Raw genomic sequence first — 20700 nt, forward strand, 5'->3', positions numbered from 1 at the left:
TTACGCCCCGGTCAGTTTGTACAGATCGTCGAGGGTCACCACGGCGGCCAGGTGCTCGCCGGTGATGGTCTTGCCGTACTCCATGTCGAACATCACGATCACGCCCAGCGCGGCCAGCGAATCCCATTCCGGCAGTTCGCGCAGCACCGTATCCATGGTCACCTCAACCGGATTCTGAAAATCGGTCGCGGACAGGAAATTCTCGATAAACGTCTCTTTGCTCATGCTGCGGGTTCCACGGGTTGGGCGAAGGAGGGAGAGGCGAGGGTGCGAAGGGAATCGGACACGGGCATGACGCCGCCCGCCGCGGCGATCAGGTCGACGATGGCGTCCACCTGCGCGGCCGCCAGTCCGGGAAAGATCGGCAGGCACAGTACGCGGTCGGCCATCTGCCGCGCCACCGGCAGGCCGGCCGGAGCGGACGAGGGCAGGCCGCGGTACATCGGGAAATCGCTGATCAGCGGGTAGAAATAGCGGCGCACCAGGATGTCGTGGCTGCGCAGCAGCCGGTGCAGCTCGTCGCGCGCCAGCGGGAAGGCGTCCTCGACCAGGATCGGGAACGAGGCGTAGTTGGACAGTGCCGGTTCCCGCGGGGCCAGGCAGCGGATCCCCGGCACCTGCGCCAGGCGCTGCCGGTACTGCGCATCGATCGCCCCGCGCTGCGCCAGTGCGGCATCGATGTGCTGCAGTTGCAGCAGCCCGAAGGCGGCGTTGATCTCGCTCATCTTGCCGTTGATGCCGGTCGCCACCACGGTGGTCTCGTCGACGAAGCCGAAGTTCTTCAGCCGGCTGATGCGCTGGTAGGTCTTGGCGTCGGGGCAGACGATGGCGCCGCCCTCGAAGGTGTTGAACACCTTGGTGGCGTGGAAGCTGAGCACGCTGAGGTCGCCATGGCGCAGGATCGAGCCGCCTTCGTCCTTGACCCCGAACGCGTGCGCGGCGTCGTAGATGACCTTGAGGTTATAGGTGTCGGCGATGCGCTCGATCGCGGCGGTGTCGCAGGGCGTGCCGTAGCAGTGCACCGGCATGATCGCGGTGGTGTGCGGGGTGATCGCCGCCTCGATCTTCAGCGGATCCAGGTTCATGGTCTGCGGATCGATGTCCACGAACACCGGCTTGATGCCGCGCCACAGCAGCGAATGCGCGGTAGCCACGAACGAATACGGCGTCGTGATGACCTCGCCGGTGATGCGCAGCGCCTGCAGCGCCGTCAACAACGCCAGGGTGCCGTTGGTCAGCAGCGCCAGGTGGTTCACGCCCAGGTACTCGGCCAGCGCCTTCTCCAGCGCGCGGTGCATGTCGCCGCCGTTGGTCAGGATGCGGCTGCGCCAGATCTGCTCCAGGTAGGGGACGAACGCCTCCAGGGGCGGCAGCAGCGGACTGGTGACGGGGATGGACATGGGACCTGCCTGGCGACGGGTGGAAGTCCCCGGTGCGGAACGCCCGCCCGGTGCTGTGGAAACGTGAAGCAAGCCACATGCCAAAGGTGCCTGTCCACTGTCGGCGCGTTCGACCGGGATGCAATGCAGGCGAAGGTTGGCGCGATCGCCGCGGGCGCGCAGCGCGGCAGCCCCAGCGCGAGTCTGGTCTCAAGGGTGGGCAGGGGGGATGGAGACGGCATCCGGCGGCACCACGGGCGCGCCGGGTGCCGTCGCACCCGGCGCCGTGCGCCGGCTCAGCTCGCCAGTTCGGTCTGGTCGCGGTCGATGCCGTACTTGCGCAGCTTCTCGACCAGGGTGGTACGCCGCAGGCCCAGCAACTGTGCCGCATGCGCGACCACGCCCTGGGTGCGCTCCAGCGCCTCGTTGATCAGCGCCAGCTCGATGTTGGCCATGTGCCCGCGCAGGTCCAGGCCGCTTTCCGGCAGCGTCGCCGCAGCCGGGGCCGCCGAGTCGGCGTCCGCGCCGCCGGGCTTGCCGCCGGCGTGCAGGTCCACCACGTTGGGCACCCGCCGCGGATCGGCCGCGATCGGCGCCGGCGGCGCCGACACGTCGATGGACGAGGCGAAGTCGCCGCGATAGCGGGCAGGCAGGTCCTGCACCCGCACCAGGCCGCCGGGATGCAGCACCGCCAGGCGTTCGACCAGGTTGGTCAGTTCGCGCACGTTGCCCGGCCACTCGTAGCTGCGCAGCGCCTGCAAGGCCTCTTCGGAGAAGCGCACTTCGCCGCGCCCGGTCCGCGCCAGCTGCGCAGCGATGGTGTGGACCAGCGCCGGCAGGTCGTCGCTGCGTTCGCGCAGCGCCGGCATCTCGATCGGGAACACGTTGAGCCGGTAGAACAGGTCCTCGCGGAACTGGTTGCCGGCGATGCGTTCTTCCAAATTGCGGTGCGTGGCGGCGATCACCCGCACGTTGCAGCGGATGGTGACGTTGCCGCCGACCCGCTCGAAGCTGCGCTCCTGCAGCACCCGCAACAGCTTGACCTGCATCGGCAGGCTCATGTCGCCGATTTCGTCGAGCAGCAGGGTGCCGCCCTCGGCCATTTCGAAACGGCCCTTGCGCGCGCTCAGCGCACCGGTGAACGAGCCCTTCTCATGGCCGAACAGTTCGCTTTCCAGCAGATCCGGCGGGATCGCGCCGCAGTTGATCGCCACGAACGGGCCATCGCGGCGCGGCGACTGCTGATGGATCGCGCGCGCCACCACTTCCTTGCCGGTGCCGGACTCGCCCAGCACCAGCACGGTGGTGTCGAAGGCCGCAACCTGGTCGATCAGCCGGCGCAGGCGGGTCACCGCCGCGCTGGTGCCGGTTGGGCCGTTGTCCTGCGCGGCGCCGGCCTGGTGCTCGGCGTCCAGCCGCTTGAGGCTGGCGCGACGCAGCAGGGTTTCCAGTTGCGCGTGGCGCAGCGGCGCTTCCAGCTGCCACACGTTGACTTCGTGCAGGCCGTGGCGCTGCGCGAAGACCTGCGCGTCGCCGTTGAGCAGCAGCACCGGCGGCGGCAGCGAGCTGCGCGCCACCCAGCCGAAGAAGGCGTCGGCCTGGTCCTGGTCGTCGAGTCCGCCGACCAGGATCGCCATCCACTCGGTCTGCCGATGCCGGCCGGGCTGGACATCGGCCACGTCGGTCACCCAACGCGGGTTGAGGTCCATGAATTCGAGCAGGCTCACGGTCCGCTCGGCGCGCACCGCGTCATCATCGATCACAAGGATCCGCGATTCGCTCATGCCGGCACTCCTTCCGTGCGAAGTCCCTCCAGGATCGGCATCACTTCCTGGATGTAGGACAGCTTGCTGACGAAGTTGTCGGCACCGGCGCGCATGGCATGCTCGCGGTGCTCGGCGTCGTCGAAATGGCTGGCGATCACGATGTAGGGCGCCTGGTCCTGGGTCTTGATCAGGCGGGTGGCCTGCAGGCCGCCCATCTCGGGCATGGCCAGGTCCATCAGCACCACCTGCGGGCGCAGCGACTCTGAGCGCTCGATGGCTTCCAGGCCATTGGCGGCGCTGCCGATCACTTCCATCCAGTCCAGCTTGCGGAAGTGGCGCATGGCGGCGTTGATGAAACCTTCGTGGTCGTCGACCAGAAGCACGGACAGTTTGTTCATATGCGTCGTTTTTCCTTAGCCCGCACGGGCCAGCAGCGTTTTGCTGCCGCGGCGGCGTTCGCGTGCGGGAGCGATGTCCAATTGTTCACGATACTTGGCGACTGTGCGCCTTGCCACGTTTACGCCCTGTCGCGACAGCAGCCCGGCGATGGCCTCGTCGGCCAGCGGCCGCCCGGCCGGCTCGGATTCGATCAGGCGCCGCACCATCGCGCGCACGGCCTGCCCGGAGACCGCCGCGCCTTCCAGGCGCACGGCGAAGAAGTGCTTGAGCTCGAAGGTGCCGCGCGGGGTCTGCAGGTACTTGCCGGTGGTGATGCGCGACACCGTGGACTCGTGCATGCCGATCGCATCGGCCACTTCCTTCAGGGTCAGCGGCGCCATCGCTTCCTCGCCCTTGACCAGGAACGCGGCCTGGCGCTCGACGATGGCGCGGGTGGTGCGCAGCAGGGTCTCGTAGCGCATCGACAGGCCGCGGGTCAGCCAGCGCGCTTCCTGCAGCATTTCGCGCAACGGCTGCGCGGCGTCGCCGGCTTCGGCCAGGGCGCGCTCGTGCATCGGGTTGACGGTGACGCGGTGGGTGGTGGCGGGGTTCAGCGCCACCCGCCAGGTGCCGTCGGCATGCCAGGCAACCACGTCCGGCAGCACGTGGCCTAGGTCCTGCGGCTGCAGACTGTCGCCGGGCCGCGGCTGCAGCGACAGGATCAGCCGCACCGCCTCGCGCACGTCGTCGGTCTCGGCGTCGAGCTGACGGCCCAGCAGGGCGTAGTCATGGCTGGCGAGCAGGTCAAGGTCGCCGGCGAGGATGCGCGCGGCCAGATGGCGGCCGGGTACGCGGCCGGGCAGGTCGCTCAGCTGCGCCTGCAGGCACTCGCGCAGGTCGCAGGCGCCCAGGCCGCCCGGGTCGCCATGCAGCAGCCGCTGGCGCACCGCTTCGGCCTGCGCCACCGACAGGCCCAGCCGGGCGCTGGCCAGTTGTTGCAGGGTGTCGAGCGAGCCGTCCAGATAGCCGGCATCGTCGCAGTGCTCCAGCCAGAACGCGGCCGCCTCCAATTCTGCTGCCGGCAGTTCCAGCGCCAGCCGCTGCAGCACGCGCAGGTGCGGATCGGTGGACTCGCCGGCGGCGATGCGCTGCATGCGATCGTCTTCGCCGTCGTTCCAGCCGGCGGCCGGGATGTCCCACATCGAGGATTCGGGAAGTTCGTCGAATGCCGCGGTTTCCAGCGCCGCATCCTCGTGCTTCACCACCGGCTCGATCGCGCCCTCGGGCTCTTCCAGCTCGAGCAATGGATTGGTCTCCAGTGCGCGGCGGATTTCCAGTTCCAGTTGCATGCCGTCGAGCTGCAGCAGTCGGATCGACTGCAGCAGTTGCGGGGTCAGATGCAGTTGCTGGCCCAGTTGGGCGGAAACGGTCGGCTTCATGCGGACTTCCTCGGTTCGGCGCCAACCCTCTGGCGCCCGTGGAACGCATAGTGCTTGTCGCCCGACGGTAACAGAATCGGGGGGTTCCTGAGTAGAGTAGTCAAATTCCCGACAGAGTGTCAGGAATTTCCCGACATCTGCGTGGTGGGCGCCGGACAGTCGACGGCGGATTGCCTGATGCGGCGGGGTTCGGCGGGATCGTCACGCCTGCTGACCGGTTAAGGCAAGCGCTATGCCAATCTTTCGTGTCGGGATGCCGTCCCCAGTTCAGCTCAGCTCGCCTTGGTGGCGTGCGGCCAGCAGGACCAGATCGTTGGCGCGGCGGCAGCCCAGCGACTCCATCATGCGCGCGCGGTGGGTCTCGACGGTCTTGACGCTGATGCCCAGGTCCGAGGCGATTTCCTTGTTACTCTGGCCCCGGCCGATCTGGCGCAGGATCTCGCGCTGCCGCGGCGACAGCGCGGCGATGCCCACCGGGCGCTCGCGGCCGAGCATCGGCGCGATCATCTTGGAGGAGATCTGCGGACTCAGGAACACCTGGTTGGCGCTGGCCGCGCGCAGCGCCAGTTCCAGTTCCAGCGGCGCGGCGTCCTTGACCACGAAGCCGGTAGCGCCGCGGTCCAGCGCATCGCGCACATGCACCGGGTCGTCGTGCATCGACATCATCACCACCCGGGTCTTGGGCGAGCTGTGCAGCACGTCGGTGAGTGCGTCCAGGCCGCTGCGCCCCGGCAGGGACAGGTCCATCAGCACCAGGTCGGGGCGGTGCAGGGTGGTCAGGTCCACCGCCTGCTGGGCGTTGCTGGCCTCGGCGACCACGTCCACGTCCGCAAACGTCTGCAGCAGCCGGCTCAGGCCGGCGCGTACCAGGGTGTGATCGTCGACGATGATGACTCGCACGGTGCAGGTCCTTCTATTCAGATCCGCACCTTAGCCGAGCCGCTCGCCGCCGCCAACCTCGTCGCGGCGGCCGGTGCCCGCGGGGCGGGCTCAGCGCGCCCGCCGGCTGTCGGCGATCTGCCGGCGGTGCAGCCGGAACAGGTGGCGTTCCAGGGCCTCTTCCAGGCCCGGCGGCTGTGTCTCGAACCGTAGCCAAAGTTGCACGACCCCGGCGGTGGTGGCCTCGGCCAGCACCCGCACCGGCAGTTCCAGGTGGTCCGGCAGCCAGTCCGAGGGCTGCAGGCGCAGCAGGCCGGCGGCGCCGGGCGCGGCGCCCGAGCGCGCGCCCAGGTCCAACCGCACGCCCCGGCGCGACCAGCACAGCGGCCGCAACGGCAGGGCATCCTCGTGCTGGCGGGCCAACCGGCCCAGCAGCACCAGCATCAGGTCGAGCTTGGCCTCCATCCGCTGCGTCTGCGCGGTGGCGTCGCTGCGGTCGTCGCTGCCGTCTTCGCCGCGCAGATCCTCGATCTGCGCCAGGCTGCGCAACAGCGCCTCGCCGGCCGCCAGCCGGCCGGCGCCGTTGCCCAGGCGGAAGTCCGCCGGCAGCGCCAGCGCGCAACTGAGGGTGTCGTGGAACAGTTCGGCGTCGGCCGGGTGCTGCGCCGCGCCGTCCGGGCCGGCGTTCATCCCAGCAGTCCGGCCTGCGAATAGCTCCGCGCGGCATGGCTGGACTGGCGGCTGGCGCGCAGCCAGGCCGCGGCGTGGTCGCGCTCCATGCGCATCTGCGCGGTCACCGCCTGCTGCAGGGCGAGCAGTGGCTTCAGCGCCTCGCGCGAGCGGTCGGCGCCGTCCTGCTGCAGATACGCCTGCAGGCGCCGTGCGTGGTCGGTGACCATGGCCTGGGCCAGCGCGTAATCCTCGCCGCGCAGGATCTCGCGCAGTTCGTGCAGGTCGTTGTGCAGGTCGGCGAGCGCGATGCTCACGACGCGTTCGCCGTGGCCAGTTCGCGCTGCTGCGCGGGAATGGCGGCCCAGGCCGCGTCGATCTCGCTGAGCAGTTCCAGTGCCTCGGTCAGCGCCGCGTCATCGTTGTGCAGGTTGGCTTCGGTCAGCCGGTGCATCACGTAGTCGTACAGCGCCGACAGGTTGCCGGCGATCTCGCCGCCGGCCTCGTGGTCGAGCGAGCCGTTGAGATGGCCGACGATGGCGCAGGCCTCGCCGATCGCCTTGCCCTTGCGCGCCTGGTCGCCCTGCGCGAGGCAGGCCTGGGCCTGGCGGATGCGCTGGCAGGCACCCGCGAACAGCATGGCGACCAGCTTGTGCGGATCGGCATCGGTGACGCTGGTGGAAATGCCCATCTTGCGATATTGCTCAGCGTACTGGCGGCTGGAACCGTACATGGAAAACTCCTCGGGTGGATCGGCTGGCCTCCGCACCGTGCCGATGAGCGGCGACGCTGTGGGCGGTTGCTGCGGCCAATCCGTAATGACTGTCGATACTCTTCATATCGGCCGCGACGCGCTTCGACTTGAGCCGCGGCCGCGCGCGCGTCAGCTGAACTGCTTGGTCAAGCCATCGCTGACGGTCTGCATCTGCGTCACCAGCGTTTCCATCGCGGTGAAGCGGGCGGTGTACTGGTCGCTCAGCGTCTGCATGCGCGCGTCCAGATCGCTGAGCTGGTCGGTCAGGTCGGAGATGTGCTTGTTGAGCGAGTTGGTGCGCTGGGTCAGGGTGCCGTCGGTGCTGTCCAGGTTGCTCTTCAACAACGTGCTCATGCCGGTGCCGAAGCTGCCGTTGTTGCCCAGCAGGGTCTTGGCCGCGGACGGATCGCTGGCCGCAGCGGTATCGAACTTGGCGCTGTCGAAACTCATCACCCCGTCCTTGTCGATGGTCACGCCCAGCGCCATCAGCCCGCTGACGTTGTCGCTGACCAGACGGCGCAGCGACTGCTGCAGGCCGCGCACCATCGCATCGCCGGTCATCGCCGACGCCTTCTTGTTGGTGGCGTCGTAGGCGCTGGAGGACTTGAGCACGCTGTTGGCGGAGTTGTAGGCACTGACCAGGGCGGTCAGATTGGCCTTCAGCGGGGTGTTGTCGTTGGTGATGCTCAGGTTGAAGGTGCTGCCGGGGATGGCCTTGGTCAGGTTCAGCGCCACGCCGGGTACCAGGTCGGCGATGGTGTTGCTGCTGGAGGTGCGCGTGAAGCCGTCCACCTTCACCACCGCGTCGTCGGCGGCGATGGTCTGGGTCAGGCCGCCGCTGCTGCCGGCAGGGTAGGTGAGGTTGGCCAGGCCGCCGTCGCCGCCGGAGGCGGTGATGGTCAGGGCGCCCTTGGTGCCCGAGTCCACCGCGTTGAGCACGAGATGGTCGCCATCGTCGGCGCTGACCACGCTGGCGGTGACGCCGGCGCCGTTGGCGGCCTTGTTGATGAGGGCGGCCACGTCGCTGAGCTTGCTGCCCGTATCGATGTTGACGTTGAGCGTGGTGCTGCCGTAGGCGATGGTCAGGGTGCCGCTGCCGACCGCGGCCCCGCTGGCGTAGCCCGACGAGGTCAGCTTCTGCGACTGCGCCAGCTTCACCACCTCGATCCCGTACTTGCCGGCGCTGGCGCTGGAGGTCACGGTGGCGGTGTAGCCGGCGCCATCGTCCACGCTCGACTTGTAGGCACCGCTGTCGGCGCTGTCGGAGACCGTGCTCATGGCCGTCTGCAGGTTGGACAGGGCGCTCTTGATCGTGCTCAGGGCCGACAACTGCGCGCTGGACGCGGTGCCGTCGCGGTTGATCCGGTCTTCCTGCGGCTGGCGTTCCTTCGCCACCAGCTTGGCGACGAAGGTGGGGATGTCCAGGCCTGAGCCGATCGACGTGGTGGACATGATCGCGTTCCTTGAGGTGGCGGGCGCGCGACGCGCCAGCGGCTGAGGGGAGTATCGGCGCGCGGGGCCGCTTCTTGAGCGCCGCCCGCGCGTCGCTGCGGCCCGCAATGCGATGCAAATCCTGTGCCGCTCCGGGCGCCTCAAAAAAAGACCCCTCCTCGCGGAGGGGTCCGGTGGTGCTTGCGTTGCGTTGGCGCTTAGCCCTGGAGCAGGCTCAGCACGCTCTGCGGGGCCTGCTTGGCCTGGGCGAGCATCGCGGTGCCGGCCTGCTGCAGGATCTGCGTGCGGGTCAGCTCGGCGGTTTCCTTGGCGTAGTCGGTATCGCGGATGCGGCTGCGCGAGGCCGACAGGTTCTCCGAGGTGGAGCTCAGGTTGGCGATGGTGGAGGTGAAGCGGTTCTGGATCGCACCCATGTCGGCGCGCGAGGAGTTCACCGAGGTCAGCGCGTTGTCGATGATGCTCAGCGCCTTCTGCGCACCCTGGAAGGTGGAGATGTCCACGTCCTTCAGGTAGTTGGTGGTACCGGCGACCGCGGTGGCGCTGGCGGCGATGCCGGCGTTGCTGAAGGTGATGCCGGTGGCGCCGGTGGCCGAGCCCGCCGTAAAGGAGAAGTCCTGGCCGCCCTTGACCGATTCCAGCTTCAACGCGCTGGTGGTCGGATCGATCGAGGCGTACACGCCGGTCTGCGCCAGCTTGTCGTTGATCGCCGAGGCGATCTTCTTGGCCACGTCGCTGCCGGCGTCGCCGTTGGCCACCGAGACCGAGGCGATGGTGACACCGTTGACGACCATGCCGGAGAAGCTGCCGCTGGCGGTGGCGGTACCGGAGGCCAGGGCGGCCGAGCCGGTCTGGGTGGCGGCGAAGCCAGCCTTGCCCAGCGAGGCGGCGCTGGCGTTGACGATGCTGTTGATGCCGATGGTCTGGCCAGTGTCGGCGCCGACCTGGAACAGGGCGCCGGAGAAGGAACCGTCCAGCAGCTTGGTGCCGTTGAAGTTGGTCTGGCTGGAGACGCGGTCGATTTCCGAGGCCAGCTGCTTGACTTCCGAGTTCAGCGCGCCGCGATCGGTGGTGGAGTTGGTGGCGTTGGCCGACTGCACGGCCAGTTCGCGGATACGCTGCAGGTTGTTGCCGATTTCGACCATCGCGCCTTCGGCGGTCTGCGCCAGCGAGATGCCGTCGTTGGCGTTGCGCGAGGCCACGTCCAGACCACGGATCTGGGTGGTGAAGCGCTCGGAGATCGCCAGGCCGGCGGCGTCGTCCTTGGCGCTGTTGATGCGCAGGCCCGAGGACAGACGCTGGATCGTCGTCGCCAGGCTGGCGCTGGTGGTGTTGAGGTTGCGCTGAGCGTTCAGCGACATTACGTTGGTATTGATTACCTGTGCCATTTAGATACCTTGGTTTTCAGCTATTTGATATCGCTTCCGCTACGAGGGCTCCTAATGGCGTAGGAGCCCTCGGCGGTCATCGCGGCCTGCCGCGCTTAGCCCTGGAGCAGGCTCAGCACGCTCTGCGGGGCCTGCTTGGCCTGGGCGAGCATCGCGGTGCCGGCCTGCTGCAGGATCTGCGTGCGGGTCAGCTCGGCGGTTTCCTTGGCGTAGTCGGTATCGCGGATGCGGCTGCGCGAGGCCGACAGGTTCTCCGAGGTGGAGCTCAGGTTGGCGATGGTGGAGGTGAAGCGGTTCTGGATCGCACCCATGTCGGCGCGCGAGGAGTTCACCGAGGTCAGCGCGTTGTCGATGATGCTCAGCGCCTTCTGCGCGCCCTGGAAGGTGGAGATGTCCACGTCGGCCAGGTAGTTGGTGGTGCCGGCGGTGGCAGCGGCGCTGGCGGCGATGCCGGCGTTGCTGAAGGTGACGCCGGTGGCGCCGGTGGCGCTGCCCGCGGTGAACGAGAAGTCCTGACCGCCCTTGACCGATTCCAGCTTCAGCGCGCCGCTGGTGCTGTCGACCGAGGCGTACACGCCGGTCTGGGCCAGCTTGTCGTTGATCGCCGAGGCGATCTTCTTGGAGATGTCGCTGCCGACGTCGCCGACGGCCACCGAGACCGAGGCGATGGTGACGCCGTTGACGACCATGCCGGAGAAGCTGCCGCTGGCGGTGGCGGTACCGGAGGCCAGGGCGGCCGAGCCGGTCTGGGTGGCGGCGAAGCCAGCCTTGCCCAGCGAGGCGGCGCTGGCGTTGACGATGCTGTTGATGCCGATGGTCTGGCCAGCGTCGGCGCCGACCTGGAACAGGGCGCCGGAGAACGAGCCGTCCAGCAGCTTGGTGCCGTTGAAGTTGGTCTGGCTGGAGACGCGGTCGATTTCCGAGGCCAGCTGCTTGACTTCCGAGTTCAGCGCGCCGCGGTCGGTGCTGGAGTTGGTGGCGTTGGCCGACTGCACCGCCAGTTCGCGGATACGCTGCAGGTTGTTGCCGATTTCGACCATCGCGCCTTCGGCGGTCTGCGCCAGCGAGATGCCGTCGTTGGCGTTGCGCGAGGCCACGTCCAGACCACGGATCTGGGTGGTGAAGCGCTCGGAGATCGCCAGACCGGCGGCGTCGTCCTTGGCGCTGTTGATGCGCAGGCCCGAAGACAGACGCTGGATCGTCGTCGCCAGGCTGGCGCTGGTGGTGTTGAGGTTGCGCTGAGCGTTCAGCGACATTACGTTGGTATTGATTACCTGTGCCATTTTGATATCTCCTCTAAGCGATTTGTCCGGCAACCCGTTGGTGCCTGGAGCCTCCGCAGGGGGCCATCAATTGGCCAGTGCCGCTGCTGGTATAAGTAACGGCAGTCGGTGCGCAACCTTTAGGGATTTGCTGCCGAAAATTTGGCGTTTCGGCGATTTGCCTGACACCAGAAACGCGGCGAAAGGCTTGTTTCGGCCGCGCTTCGTCAAACTTTAGGCGTCTTGCCCAAGTCGGAGAAAGGGCGGCCCGAATCGTGCAGGGAGCGATGTGCTCGATGCTCTCGATGGTGTGTCGCGTCGACGACGCGAACGCTTGACCTGCCGGTACGCAGCGCATTGCTGCGCAACGGCTTGGCCATCTCTTCCTCTCCCTGTCTGATCGCCTTTCCTCGGCGATGAAGTAGAAGGAGTGTCGGTCGTCCGGCGATGTGGGCAATGTCGGCTCGCTGTCAGGTCGTGTGCTGCGCTGACGACACATGACAGGCGGTCTTGGAGCGCCGCCACGGTCATCGCCGACGCTGACCGCCATCCAATCCATTGCTCAAGGGGCGCGCGACAGCCCCAGCGGTCGGTGGCCGTGGCCGTTTCCCGTCGATCCCGCACAATGGGTCGCATGCACAGGGATCATCGCGGGTAGCATGACCACGCCTTCTGCTGGCCGCCGCTCTACAAGGCGGCGCAGCTCTGGCCTTCGGCGTCGAGGACCGGCAACGCGCGGAGATGGCGCTTCCTCCGAGATGCGATGGCCCGTGGCGGAAAGAGGGAACAAAAAAGCCCCGCCTTGCGGAGGGGCCTCGGTGGTGCTTGCGGTGCGTTGGCGCTTAGCCCTGGAGCAGGCTCAGCACGCTCTGCGGGGCCTGCTTGGCCTGGGCCAGCATCGCGGTGCCGGCCTGCTGCAGGATCTGCGTACGGGTCAGCTCGGCGGTTTCCTTGGCGTAGTCGGTATCGCGGATGCGGCTGCGCGAGGCCGACAGGTTCTCCGAGGTGGAGCTCAGGTTGGCGATGGTGGAGGTGAAGCGGTTCTGGATCGCACCCATGTCGGCGCGCGAGGAGTTCACCGAAGTCAGCGCGTTGTCGATGATGCTCAGCGCCTTCTGCGCGCCCTGGAAGGTGGAGATGTCCACGTCGGCCAGGTAGTTGGTGGTGCCGGCGGTGGCAGCGGCGCTGGCGGCGATGCCGGCGTTGCTGAAGGTGACGCCGGTAGCACCGGTGGCGCTGCCCGCGGTGAAGGAGAAGTCCTGGCCGCCCTTGACCGATTCCAGCTTCAGCGCACCGCTGGTGCTGTCGACCGAGGCGTACACGCCGGTCTGGGCCAGCTTGTCGTTGATCGCCGAGGCGATCTTCTTGGAGATGTCGCTGCCGACATCGCCGACGGCCACCGAGACCGAGGCGATGGTGACGCCGTTGACGACCATGCCGGAGAAGCTGCCGCTGGCGGTGGCGGTACCGGAGGCCAGAGCAGCCGAGCCGGTCTGGGTGGCGGCGAAGCCGGCCTTGCCCAGCGAGGCAGCACTGGCGTTGACGATGGTGTTGATGCCGATGGTCTGGCCGGCGTCGGCGCCGACCTGGAACAGGGCGCCGGAGAAGGAGCCGTCCAGCAGCTTGGTGCCGTTGAAGTTGGTCTGGCTGGAGACGCGGTCGATTTCCGAGGCCAACTGCTTGACTTCCGAGTTCAGCGCGCCGCGGTCGGTGCTGGAGTTGGTGGCGTTGGCCGACTGCACCGCCAGTTCGCGGATACGCTGCAGGTTGTTGCCGATTTCGACCATCGCGCCTTCGGCGGTCTGCGCCAGCGAGATGCCGTCGTTGGCGTTGCGCGAGGCCACGTCCAGACCACGGATCTGGGTGGTGAAGCGCTCGGAGATCGCCAGACCGGCGGCGTCGTCCTTGGCGCTGTTGATGCGCAGGCCCGAGGACAGGCGCTGGATCGTCGTCGCCAGGCTGGTGCTGGTGGTGTTGAGGTTGCGCTGAGCGTTCAGCGACATTACGTTGGTATTGATGACCTGTGCCATTTTGATATCTCCTCTAAGCGATTTGTCCGGCAACCGGTTGGTGCCTGGAGTCTCCGCAGGGGGCCATCAATTTGGCCAGTGCGGCTGGTGATATAAGTAACGGCGACAGGCGCGCAACCTTTAGCGATTTACTGCAGAAAATTTGCCGTTCCGGCGATGCGCAAAACACCTGGAACACCGCGGAGAGCCTTTCTCGGCCGCACTTCGGCAAACTTTAGGGCTGCCTGCGCGTTGTCTACTTATCCAGCGGCGATGGCGGTCTTTTGTATAACGGAAAAGGCCCGGAGGCGTCGCCGCGCTCCGGGCCTTTTGGTATATCCGGTATATCGCCTGTTTAGCCGAGCCGGTCGAACAGCGACATCTTCTGCATCTGGGTGAAGATGGTCTGTGCCGCTTTCAGCGCCGACTGTTCCAGTTGGTACTGGGAAATCGCCTGGGCGTAGTCGAGGTCGCGCAGCGAGGACAGGGTGGTCTTCAGGGTGACGTCGTTGGAGGCGCGCAGGTCGGTGGCGTTGTCGATCGCCGCGAGCTGGGCGCCGCCGGCGGCGCGCGCGTCGATCATCTTCGACGAGGCCTGGGTGATGTCGCGCATCGACGATTGCAGTCCGTTCTGCAGCGCCGCCTTGGCCGTCGGGGTGATCGGATCGGTATTGAGCAGGTTGACCAGGTTGCTGATGGTGGAGAACACGTCCTTGGTGGTCGATGGACCGATCTGGAAGCTGTCGCCGGCCGCGGGGGCGCCGTCCACGCGCATCTTCAGGCCGGGCAGGCCGATGCTCTCTCCGGCGGCGTAGGTACCGGTGTTGACCACCGTGCCGCTGCTGTCGCGCACCTCGTAGGTGGTGGCGGCAGTGAACACCACGCTGTAGCTGCCGCCGTTCCAGGCGCTGCCGGAGCTGTCGCGGCTGAAGTCCAGCAGCAGGCCGGTGCCGGTGTTGCCGGCGGCCGCATGCGCGTCGACGGTGCCGTCGCCGGTGGGCACGCGCATGAAGATCTCGCTGCCGGGCAGGGTATCGGAGACCTTGGTATCCGGCGCGATCTCCACGCTGCGCTGGGTCTGGTTGCCACTGTAGACCACGTTGCCGGAGACCACGGCGAACGGGGCGGAGTCGTCGGCGGTGCCGCCGAACAGGTAGCGGCCCGAGCCGTCGGTGCTGTTGGACAGGCTCAGCAGGCTGTCGTGCAGGGTCTTCAGTTCCGCGGCGATGGCCTTGCGGTCGGGGGTGGTCAGCGCCGAACTATTGGCTTCCACCGTCAGATCCTTGACCCGGGCCATCAGGTCGCCGGCCTGCGACAGCGAGTTCTCCTGCAGGTTGAGCCGGTTCTGCACGTTGGTGGCGTTGTCGCCGAAGCGCGCCAGCGCCGCCACCGTGCGATCCAGGCTGACCGCGGTGCCGGCGGCGACCGGGTCGTCGGCCGCGCTGACGATGCGCTGGCCGGTAGAGAGTTGCTGCTGCAGGTGCGAGATCGTCGCCTGCTTGCCGAGCATGGTGTTGAGCGACTGATTGAAGATCATGCCGCTGGAGATGCGATTGCTCATCGGACCGCGCTCAGGATGGACTGGAACAGGGTGTCGGCGGTGGAGATCAGGCGCGAGGCCGCCTGGTAGGCCTGCTGCAGCCGCAGCATGTCCGCCGCTTCCTCGTCGAGGTTGACGCCGGACAGCGAGTCGCGCGCGTCCTGGGCGCTGCTCTGGATCACGTCCTGCGCGTCGGCCGCGTACTTGGCCTGGCGCGCCGCCGAGCCGACCGTGGTGGTCAGGCCGGCCACCGCGCCGTTGAGGGTGATGGTGCCGCCGTTGAACGCCTTGGCATCGTCCAGGTTGGACATCAGCAGGGCGTTGCCGTTGTTGCTCGAGCCGACTCCGGTCGGGCCCACCGCGAAGCTGTCGCCGGCGGACGGGACGCCGTCCATGGTCAGGCTCCAGCCGTTGGCGCTGATGGTCTGCCCGGCGGTGTAGGTCTGCGCCGCGCCGCCGTTGATCGAGTAATGGGTGGAATCGATGAAGCTGATGTTCGCCGGCGTCAGCAGGTTGGCGTTGCTGGCGTCGGTGGCGGCGACGTTGCTGACCTTGCCGGTGCCCAGGTTGCTCAGCGTGGCGCTGGCCTGGATCGGCGTGGCCGCGGCGATGCGCGAGGGGTCGGTGATGGCCACGGACAGCTTGTTGATGGCATTGGCGGTGGGCTGCAGCAGGAACTTGTCGCCGCTGGCGGCGGTGCCGGACACCTGCAGGGTCACACCGTTGACCACGAACGGGTCGGCGCTGGTGCCGGAACCGGTCATGGCGACGCTGGCGCCGGTGTCGGCGCGGCTGGCGTTCCAACTGGTGCCGTTGTAGGTCAGCAGCAGGTTCTGCCCGTCGAGCTTGCTCAGGTCGCTGACGCTGGCGGTGAAGGTGGCCGTGCCGGTGTTGGCGCTGTTGCCGACCACGGTCGGCGGCGGCAGATTGAAGAAGTCGCCGCCCATCTGCCCGTACAGGTCCATGCCGGCGTGGTGCTGCGCGTTGTAGCTGCTGGCCAGGCCGGTGGCGATGCGGCCGAGTTCGGCCTTGGTCGGATCCAGGACGGTGCTGCGGAACTCCAGGAAGCCGCCGATCTGCCCGCCCAGCGCCTTGCTGTCGAGCGGCGTCGAGCCGCCGGGCGTCTTCAGCGCGATCTGCAGTTTTTCCGGCTGGTACGGATCGGGGCTGGTGACCAGGGTCGAGGCGTTGGTGCCGACCACCATCGCCTGGCCGCCGGAGGTGTAGACGTTCATCATCCCGCCGTCCTGCTGGATGACGCTGCCGCCGGTGTAGCCGATCAGCTGGCTGATCATCTGGTCGCGGCGGTCGAGCAGGTCCGGTGCGGCGGCGTTCGCATTCGAGCCGATCTGGCCGTTGAGCTTGGCGATCTCGGTGGCCAGGCGGTTGGCTTCGGCGGTGCCGGCCAGCAGGCCGTTGTTGACCTCGCTGCCGAGCGAGTCGAGCTGGCCGTTGAGTTGCTTGAAGCGGGTCACCAGCGAGCTGCCGGCGTCCAGCAGGTTCTGCCGGTTGGCGCTGGCCGAGGCGTCGGAGGACAGGCCGCTGGTGGCGTCGAAGAAGTTCGACCACTGCCCGGCGATGCTGGTGGCCTTGTCCGAGAACAGGCCGTCGACCCGGCTGGACATGCTGGAGAGCTGCTTCAGCCGCGCGACTTCGCCGGTGCTGTCGAACAGGCGCGAGATCGCCAGCTGGTCGGCGACGCGGGAGACGTCGGTGATCTGGGTGCCGTTGCCGATGAACTCGCTGCCGTACTGGCTGGGAACCGTGGTCGCGAACGTCGTCCGCTGCCGGCTGTAGCCGTCGGTGTTGATGTTGGCGACGTTGTGGCTGACCGTGGACAGGGCCCGCTGGAAGGCGAGCAGGGCGCCGGTACCGGTGGAGAGGATGGACATGGGCGGCTACCTCAACGGCGCACGAGGCCGGACGAATCGACGGTGCTGGCCAGCACGCGTTCGATGCCGCCGGCGGCGGCGCTGCCGATCGCGGCGACCGCGCGGCCGATGGTCGGGCCGCCGGCGATGGCGGCGATCTTGGCCGCGTAGGCCGGGTCGGTGGCGTAGCCGGCGCGCTGCAGGCCCTGGGCGAAACCGCGGATGTCGGTGCCGGCCCTCAACGCCTGCTGGTAACGCGGATTGGTCTTCAGCAGGCGCACGTAGTCGGCGAAGCTCTCCGCCGGCGAGGAATAGGCGCGGAAATCGGCGGTTTGCGACTGCTTGACCCCGTCCACGTACTCGTGGGTGCCGGTGGTCACGCGATCGCCGTCCCAGCCGGTGGCCTTGATCCCGAACAGGTTGTTGGAACTGGCGCCGTCGCCGCGCGAGATGCCGCGGCGGCCCCAGCCGGTTTCCAGCGCGGCCTGCGCGACCAAGGCGCGCGCGTCCACGCCCAGTTCCTGCGCGGCCTTCTGCGCATGGTTCCAGATCTTGGCGACGAAGCCTTCCGGGGTGCGCTCGCCGAGGCTGGCCGCGGCGGCGTTGGCGGCCGCGGCGGCGCTGGGATCGATGGCGGTGCTGCTGTCGGCCGACGCCTGCACGTTCGACCAGCGGTCGTCGGCACCGGCCCAGGACAGGCCGGCGCTACCGTCGGCCGGGCTGCTGCCGATGGCCTGGTGCATGGCGCTGCTCTCGCGGCCGGCGATCATGTCCAGCACCTGCTGCTGCGGGGAGGCGGTCGCGTCGGTGCCGCTCCACGGGCCGACGCCGGCGCCGGCCGCGGCACCGCTGGCGAGCGCGGCCTCGCCCTGCAGCGGCATCGGGCCATTGCTCGACTGGCCGGACACCAGCGAGTAGGCCTTGGCCGCCTTGGCGGCGTCCAGCGCGGTGTTCGGCGTGCCGGTCTCGGTCGTCTGCCCGCCGCCGAGCTGCTTGGCGATCATCGCCCGCAGGCCCAGCCCCTTGCCGTCGGTCAGGCCCTTGGCCAGCTGCTGGTCGTACATGTCGCGGAAGGTCTGGTTCTCGTTCGGGAACAGCGAATTGCCGAAGCTGGCCTCGCGCATGCTCTTGACCAGCATGTTGGCGAACTGCCCTTCGAGCTGGCGCGAGACCTTGTCGATCTTGGCCGGATCGTTCTGGGTAGAGGCGTGCAGGTCGAAGGGAGCGGCCGAGATACGCATGTCAGATCACCTCCAGCTCCGCGCTCAGGGCACCGGCCTGCTTGAGCGCTTCCAGAATCGCGATCAGGTCGCCAGGCGCGGCGCCGACCTCGTTGACCGCCCGCACGATCTGATCCAGCGAGGTGCCGCCCTCGAACTTGAACATGCGGCTGCCTTCGTTGGTGGCGGTGATGGTGGACTTGGGCGTGGCCACGGTCTGGCCGCCGCTCAGTGCATTGGGCTGGCTGACCTGGGTGCCTTCGCTGATGGTCACCGTCAGCGAGCCGTGCGAGATCGCCGCCGGGCTGACCCGCACCTGCGAGCCGATCACCACCGTGCCGGTGCGTGCGTTGACCACCACCTTGGCCGGCGCCGCGCCCGGCGACAGCTCGACGTTCTCGATGCGTGCCAGCAGGCCGATGCGCGCGCTCTGGTCGGTGGGCGAACGCACCGCCACGGTGGAGCCGTCCACCGCATGCGCGCTGCCGGGGCCGAAGGTGCTCTCCAGCGCCGAGACCATGCGCGAGACCGTGGTGAAATCGGGCTGGTGCAGGTTCAGGGTGATCTCGCCGGTGTTGCCGAACACGTCCGGCAGCGCGCGTTCCACGGTCGCGCCATTGGGAATCAGGCCGACGCTGGGCACGTTCACCGAGATCCGCGAACCGTCCTTGCCCTGCGCGCCGAAGCCGCCGACCACCAGGTTGCCCTGGGCGACCGCATAGACCTGGCCGTCGGCACCCTTCAGCGGCGCCATCAGCAAGGTACCGCCGCGCAGCGAGATGGCGTTGCCGATCGAGGAGACGGTGATGTCGATGGTCTGGCCCGGCTTGGCGAACGCCGGCAGTTGTGCGCTGATCGCCACCGCGGCCACGTTCTTCAGCTGCGGGTTGACGTTGGACGGCACGTTGACGCCCAGCTCGCCGAGCATGTTCTTCAGGCTCTGCACGGTGAAGGGCGCCTGGCTGGTGCGGTCGCCGCTGCCGTCCAGGCCGACCACCAGGCCATAGCCGACCAGCGCGTTGTTGCGCACGCCGCCGACCTGGGCCAGGTCCTTGATGCGTTCGGCTGCGGCCGGGGCGGCCAGGCCGGCGCACAGGGCGACGGCGGCGAGCAGGCGGCAGGGCAGGGACAGGACGTTCATGGCGGGCCTCAGTACGGCGAGATGCGCGAGTTGAAGAAGCGGCTCAGCCAGCCCATCGCGTTGGACTGCGCGACCGCGCCGCGGCCGCCGTAGGCGATGCGCGCCTCGGCCACCTTGCTGGAGGGAATGGTGTTGTCCGGGGCGATATCGGCGGCGCGGACCACGCCCTGCACCTGCACCAGTTCGTCGCCCTGATTCAGGCGCAGGTTCTTCTGGCCCTGGATCACCAGGTTGCCGTTGGGCAGGCGCTGCATCACGGTCACGGTGATGCTGCCCTGCATGGTGTTGCTCTGCGCGGTGTTGCCCTTGCCGGCGAAGCTGCGGTCGCCGCTGGTGGCGTTGTTGAGGATGTTGGTGCCGTTGACGGTCAGCGGCGCGCCGAGCAGGGTCGGCGTGGCCATGGTCACCGCATCCTTCTTGCTGATGCTGGTGTTGGCGGTGCTGCTGGCGTTGGTGCTTTCGACCAGGGTGATGGTCAGCAGGTCGCCGACGTCGCGGGCGCGACGGTCCGAATACAGCTGCAGGCCGGGGCCGGCGGCGTAGATCGCACCGGCGGTGGGCTGGGCCTGCGGCGCCATCACCGGCGTGATCGGCGCCATCGGCGCGTACGGGCGCACGTCGCCGGCGGCCACGCCCAGGCCGGCGCAACCGCCGAGCAGGACCGGCAGCAGCAGCGCGGCGGAGAAGGAGAGAGAGGACAGGCGCGACATGGCGGATTCCGGAGGCGAGGGGATCAGACGTTGTTGTTCAGATAGCCGAGCATCGAGTCGGTGGTGGAGATGGCCTTGGCGTTCATCTCGTAGGCGCGCTGGGTCTCGATCATGCTCACCAGCTCTTCCACCACATTGACGTTGCTGCCTTCCAGCGCGCCCTGGGCGATCTTGCCGAGGCCGTTGAGGCCGGGCGTGCCGTTGGTGGCCGGGCCGGACGCGGCGGTTTCCACGTACAGGTTCTGGCCCTGGGCCTGCAGGCCGGAGGGATTGATGAAGTCGGTCAGGGTCAGCGAGCCGACCTGCAGCGCCGCGGCGGTGCCGGCGACCTGCACGCTCACCGTGCCGTCGGAGCCGATGGTCACCGACTGCGCGCCTTCCGGGATCTGGATGCCGGGCTGGATCGGGTAGCCGCTGTTGGTGACCAATTGGCCCTGCGCATCGATCTGGAAGCTGCCGTCGCGGGTGTAGGCCGAGGTGCCGTCCGGCATCTGCACTTCGAAGAAGCCGCGGCCGTTGACCATCACGTCCAGAGCGCGGTCGGTCTGCTGCTGGCTGCCCTGCTCGAAATCCTTGGCGGTGGCGACCACGCGCACGCCGGTACCGATCTGCAAGCCCGAGGGCAGCTGCGTCTGCGAGGAACTGGCGCCGCCGGGCTGCCGCAGCTGTTGGTACAGCAGGTCCTCGAAGTTGGCGCGGTCGCGCTTGAAACCGGTGGTGTTGGTGTTGGCCAGGTTGTTGGAGACGACCGACATGCGCGTCTGCTGCGCATCCAGTCCGGTCTTGGCGACCCACAAAGCCTGATTCATGACCCGAGTTCCTCTGATGGTGGCCCCGGCACGACGC

19 protein-coding genes are annotated in these 20700 nt (G+C 68.1%); all 19 read right to left on the minus strand.

The annotated features are described in order from the left end of the window. On the minus strand, positions 1 to 225 hold the full coding sequence (locus tag RAB71_RS10725; protein WP_010341666.1) for an acyl carrier protein: 225 nt from the start codon (positions 223 to 225) through the stop codon (positions 1 to 3). Continuing rightward, the gene (locus RAB71_RS10730; protein WP_010341667.1) at positions 222 to 1400 is read right to left on the minus strand and encodes a DegT/DnrJ/EryC1/StrS aminotransferase family protein; all 1179 of its coding nucleotides are present in this window, start codon (positions 1398 to 1400) and stop codon (positions 222 to 224) included. Before RAB71_RS10730 ends, RAB71_RS10725 begins: the two co-directional genes overlap by 4 nt. A 275-nt stretch (positions 1401 to 1675) precedes the next feature. Then, a complete protein-coding gene (locus tag RAB71_RS10735; protein WP_010341668.1) occupies positions 1676 to 3163 on the minus strand; it encodes a sigma-54 dependent transcriptional regulator in 1488 nt (495 codons plus the stop codon). Further along, a complete protein-coding gene (locus tag RAB71_RS10740) occupies positions 3160 to 3543 on the minus strand; it encodes a response regulator transcription factor (protein ID WP_010341669.1) in 384 nt (127 codons plus the stop codon). The genes RAB71_RS10735 and RAB71_RS10740 overlap by 4 nt, the downstream gene beginning before the upstream one ends. Positions 3544 to 3558: 15 nt before the next feature. Next, the gene (gene rpoN, locus RAB71_RS10745) at positions 3559 to 4962 is read right to left on the minus strand and encodes an RNA polymerase factor sigma-54 (RefSeq protein WP_010341670.1); all 1404 of its coding nucleotides are present in this window, start codon (positions 4960 to 4962) and stop codon (positions 3559 to 3561) included. 267 nt (positions 4963 to 5229) lie between these two features. After that, entirely contained in the window at positions 5230 to 5862 is a 633-nt protein-coding gene (locus RAB71_RS10750) for a response regulator transcription factor (RefSeq protein ID WP_010341671.1), read from the minus strand. A gap of 90 nt (positions 5863 to 5952) precedes the next feature. Further along, complete coding sequence (locus RAB71_RS10755; RefSeq protein ID WP_010341672.1) at positions 5953 to 6531, minus strand: PilZ domain-containing protein; 579 nt, start codon at positions 6529 to 6531, stop codon at positions 5953 to 5955. Continuing rightward, the gene (locus tag RAB71_RS10760) at positions 6528 to 6827 is read right to left on the minus strand and encodes a hypothetical protein (RefSeq protein ID WP_010341673.1); all 300 of its coding nucleotides are present in this window, start codon (positions 6825 to 6827) and stop codon (positions 6528 to 6530) included. Before RAB71_RS10760 ends, RAB71_RS10755 begins: the two co-directional genes overlap by 4 nt. Continuing rightward, a complete protein-coding gene (gene fliS, locus RAB71_RS10765) occupies positions 6824 to 7243 on the minus strand; it encodes a flagellar export chaperone FliS (RefSeq protein WP_010341674.1) in 420 nt (139 codons plus the stop codon). The genes RAB71_RS10760 and fliS overlap by 4 nt, the downstream gene beginning before the upstream one ends. 150 nt (positions 7244 to 7393) lie before the next feature. After that, the gene (gene fliD / locus RAB71_RS10770; protein ID WP_010341675.1) at positions 7394 to 8716 is read right to left on the minus strand and encodes a flagellar filament capping protein FliD; all 1323 of its coding nucleotides are present in this window, start codon (positions 8714 to 8716) and stop codon (positions 7394 to 7396) included. Positions 8717 to 8913: 197 nt separating this feature from the next. Next, positions 8914 to 10101, minus strand: a complete 1188-nt coding sequence (locus RAB71_RS10775) for a flagellin (protein ID WP_209231186.1) — start codon at positions 10099 to 10101, stop codon at positions 8914 to 8916. A 95-nt stretch (positions 10102 to 10196) separates the two neighbouring features. After that, positions 10197 to 11384 (minus strand): flagellin, encoded by a 1188-nt coding sequence (locus RAB71_RS10780; RefSeq protein ID WP_254458035.1) that lies wholly within the window; start codon positions 11382 to 11384, stop codon positions 10197 to 10199. Between the two features lie 821 nt (positions 11385 to 12205). Beyond that, entirely contained in the window at positions 12206 to 13393 is a 1188-nt protein-coding gene (locus RAB71_RS10785; RefSeq protein WP_209231536.1) for a flagellin, read from the minus strand. Positions 13394 to 13727: 334 nt separating this feature from the next. Next, complete coding sequence (gene flgL, locus RAB71_RS10790; RefSeq protein ID WP_010341765.1) at positions 13728 to 14933, minus strand: flagellar hook-associated protein FlgL; 1206 nt, start codon at positions 14931 to 14933, stop codon at positions 13728 to 13730. Then, a complete protein-coding gene (gene flgK, locus RAB71_RS10795) occupies positions 14930 to 16804 on the minus strand; it encodes a flagellar hook-associated protein FlgK (protein ID WP_010341764.1) in 1875 nt (624 codons plus the stop codon). Before flgK ends, flgL begins: the two co-directional genes overlap by 4 nt. 11 nt (positions 16805 to 16815) lie before the next feature. Next, a complete protein-coding gene (gene flgJ / locus RAB71_RS10800) occupies positions 16816 to 18024 on the minus strand; it encodes a flagellar assembly peptidoglycan hydrolase FlgJ (RefSeq protein ID WP_010341763.1) in 1209 nt (402 codons plus the stop codon). Position 18025: 1 nt separating this feature from the next. After that, positions 18026 to 19144 (minus strand): flagellar basal body P-ring protein FlgI, encoded by a 1119-nt coding sequence (locus tag RAB71_RS10805; RefSeq protein ID WP_010341762.1) that lies wholly within the window; start codon positions 19142 to 19144, stop codon positions 18026 to 18028. Between the two features lie 8 nt (positions 19145 to 19152). Next, positions 19153 to 19854: a flagellar basal body L-ring protein FlgH gene (flgH, locus tag RAB71_RS10810; protein ID WP_010341760.1), complete on the minus strand. Its 702-nt coding sequence runs from the start codon at positions 19852 to 19854 to the stop codon at positions 19153 to 19155. 23 nt (positions 19855 to 19877) lie between these two features. Further along, positions 19878 to 20663 (minus strand): flagellar basal-body rod protein FlgG, encoded by a 786-nt coding sequence (gene flgG, locus RAB71_RS10815; RefSeq protein WP_010341758.1) that lies wholly within the window; start codon positions 20661 to 20663, stop codon positions 19878 to 19880. Positions 20664 to 20700 lie beyond the last annotated feature (37 nt).

It is taken from the genome of Xanthomonas sacchari (assembly GCF_040529065.1).
Lineage (GTDB): Bacteria > Pseudomonadota > Gammaproteobacteria > Xanthomonadales > Xanthomonadaceae > Xanthomonas_A > Xanthomonas_A sacchari.

Excerpts from the sequence above, each read along its gene's own strand:
- flgJ (WP_010341763.1), bottom strand. The coding sequence starts at position 18,024 with ATGCGTATCTCGGCCGCTCCCTTCGACCTGCACGCCTCTACCCAGAAC.
- flgG (WP_010341758.1), bottom strand. The coding sequence starts at position 20,663 with ATGAATCAGGCTTTGTGGGTCGCCAAGACCGGACTGGATGCGCAGCAG.
- flgL (WP_010341765.1), bottom strand. The coding sequence starts at position 14,933 with ATGAGCAATCGCATCTCCAGCGGCATGATCTTCAATCAGTCGCTCAAC.
- RAB71_RS10735 (WP_010341668.1), bottom strand. The coding sequence starts at position 3,163 with ATGAGCGAATCGCGGATCCTTGTGATCGATGATGACGCGGTGCGCGCC.
- RAB71_RS10740 (WP_010341669.1), bottom strand. The coding sequence starts at position 3,543 with ATGAACAAACTGTCCGTGCTTCTGGTCGACGACCACGAAGGTTTCATC.
- flgH (WP_010341760.1), bottom strand. The coding sequence starts at position 19,854 with ATGTCGCGCCTGTCCTCTCTCTCCTTCTCCGCCGCGCTGCTGCTGCCG.
- fliD (WP_010341675.1), bottom strand. The coding sequence starts at position 8,716 with ATGTCCACCACGTCGATCGGCTCAGGCCTGGACATCCCCACCTTCGTC.
- flgK (WP_010341764.1), bottom strand. The coding sequence starts at position 16,804 with ATGTCCATCCTCTCCACCGGTACCGGCGCCCTGCTCGCCTTCCAGCGG.
- RAB71_RS10780 (WP_254458035.1), bottom strand. The coding sequence starts at position 11,384 with ATGGCACAGGTAATCAATACCAACGTAATGTCGCTGAACGCTCAGCGC.
- fliS (WP_010341674.1), bottom strand. The coding sequence starts at position 7,243 with ATGTACGGTTCCAGCCGCCAGTACGCTGAGCAATATCGCAAGATGGGC.
- rpoN (WP_010341670.1), bottom strand. The coding sequence starts at position 4,962 with ATGAAGCCGACCGTTTCCGCCCAACTGGGCCAGCAACTGCATCTGACC.
- RAB71_RS10775 (WP_209231186.1), bottom strand. The coding sequence starts at position 10,101 with ATGGCACAGGTAATCAATACCAACGTAATGTCGCTGAACGCTCAGCGC.
- RAB71_RS10730 (WP_010341667.1), bottom strand. The coding sequence starts at position 1,400 with ATGTCCATCCCCGTCACCAGTCCGCTGCTGCCGCCCCTGGAGGCGTTC.
- RAB71_RS10785 (WP_209231536.1), bottom strand. The coding sequence starts at position 13,393 with ATGGCACAGGTCATCAATACCAACGTAATGTCGCTGAACGCTCAGCGC.
- RAB71_RS10805 (WP_010341762.1), bottom strand. The coding sequence starts at position 19,144 with ATGAACGTCCTGTCCCTGCCCTGCCGCCTGCTCGCCGCCGTCGCCCTG.
- RAB71_RS10755 (WP_010341672.1), bottom strand. The coding sequence starts at position 6,531 with ATGAACGCCGGCCCGGACGGCGCGGCGCAGCACCCGGCCGACGCCGAA.
- RAB71_RS10725 (WP_010341666.1), bottom strand. The coding sequence starts at position 225 with ATGAGCAAAGAGACGTTTATCGAGAATTTCCTGTCCGCGACCGATTTT.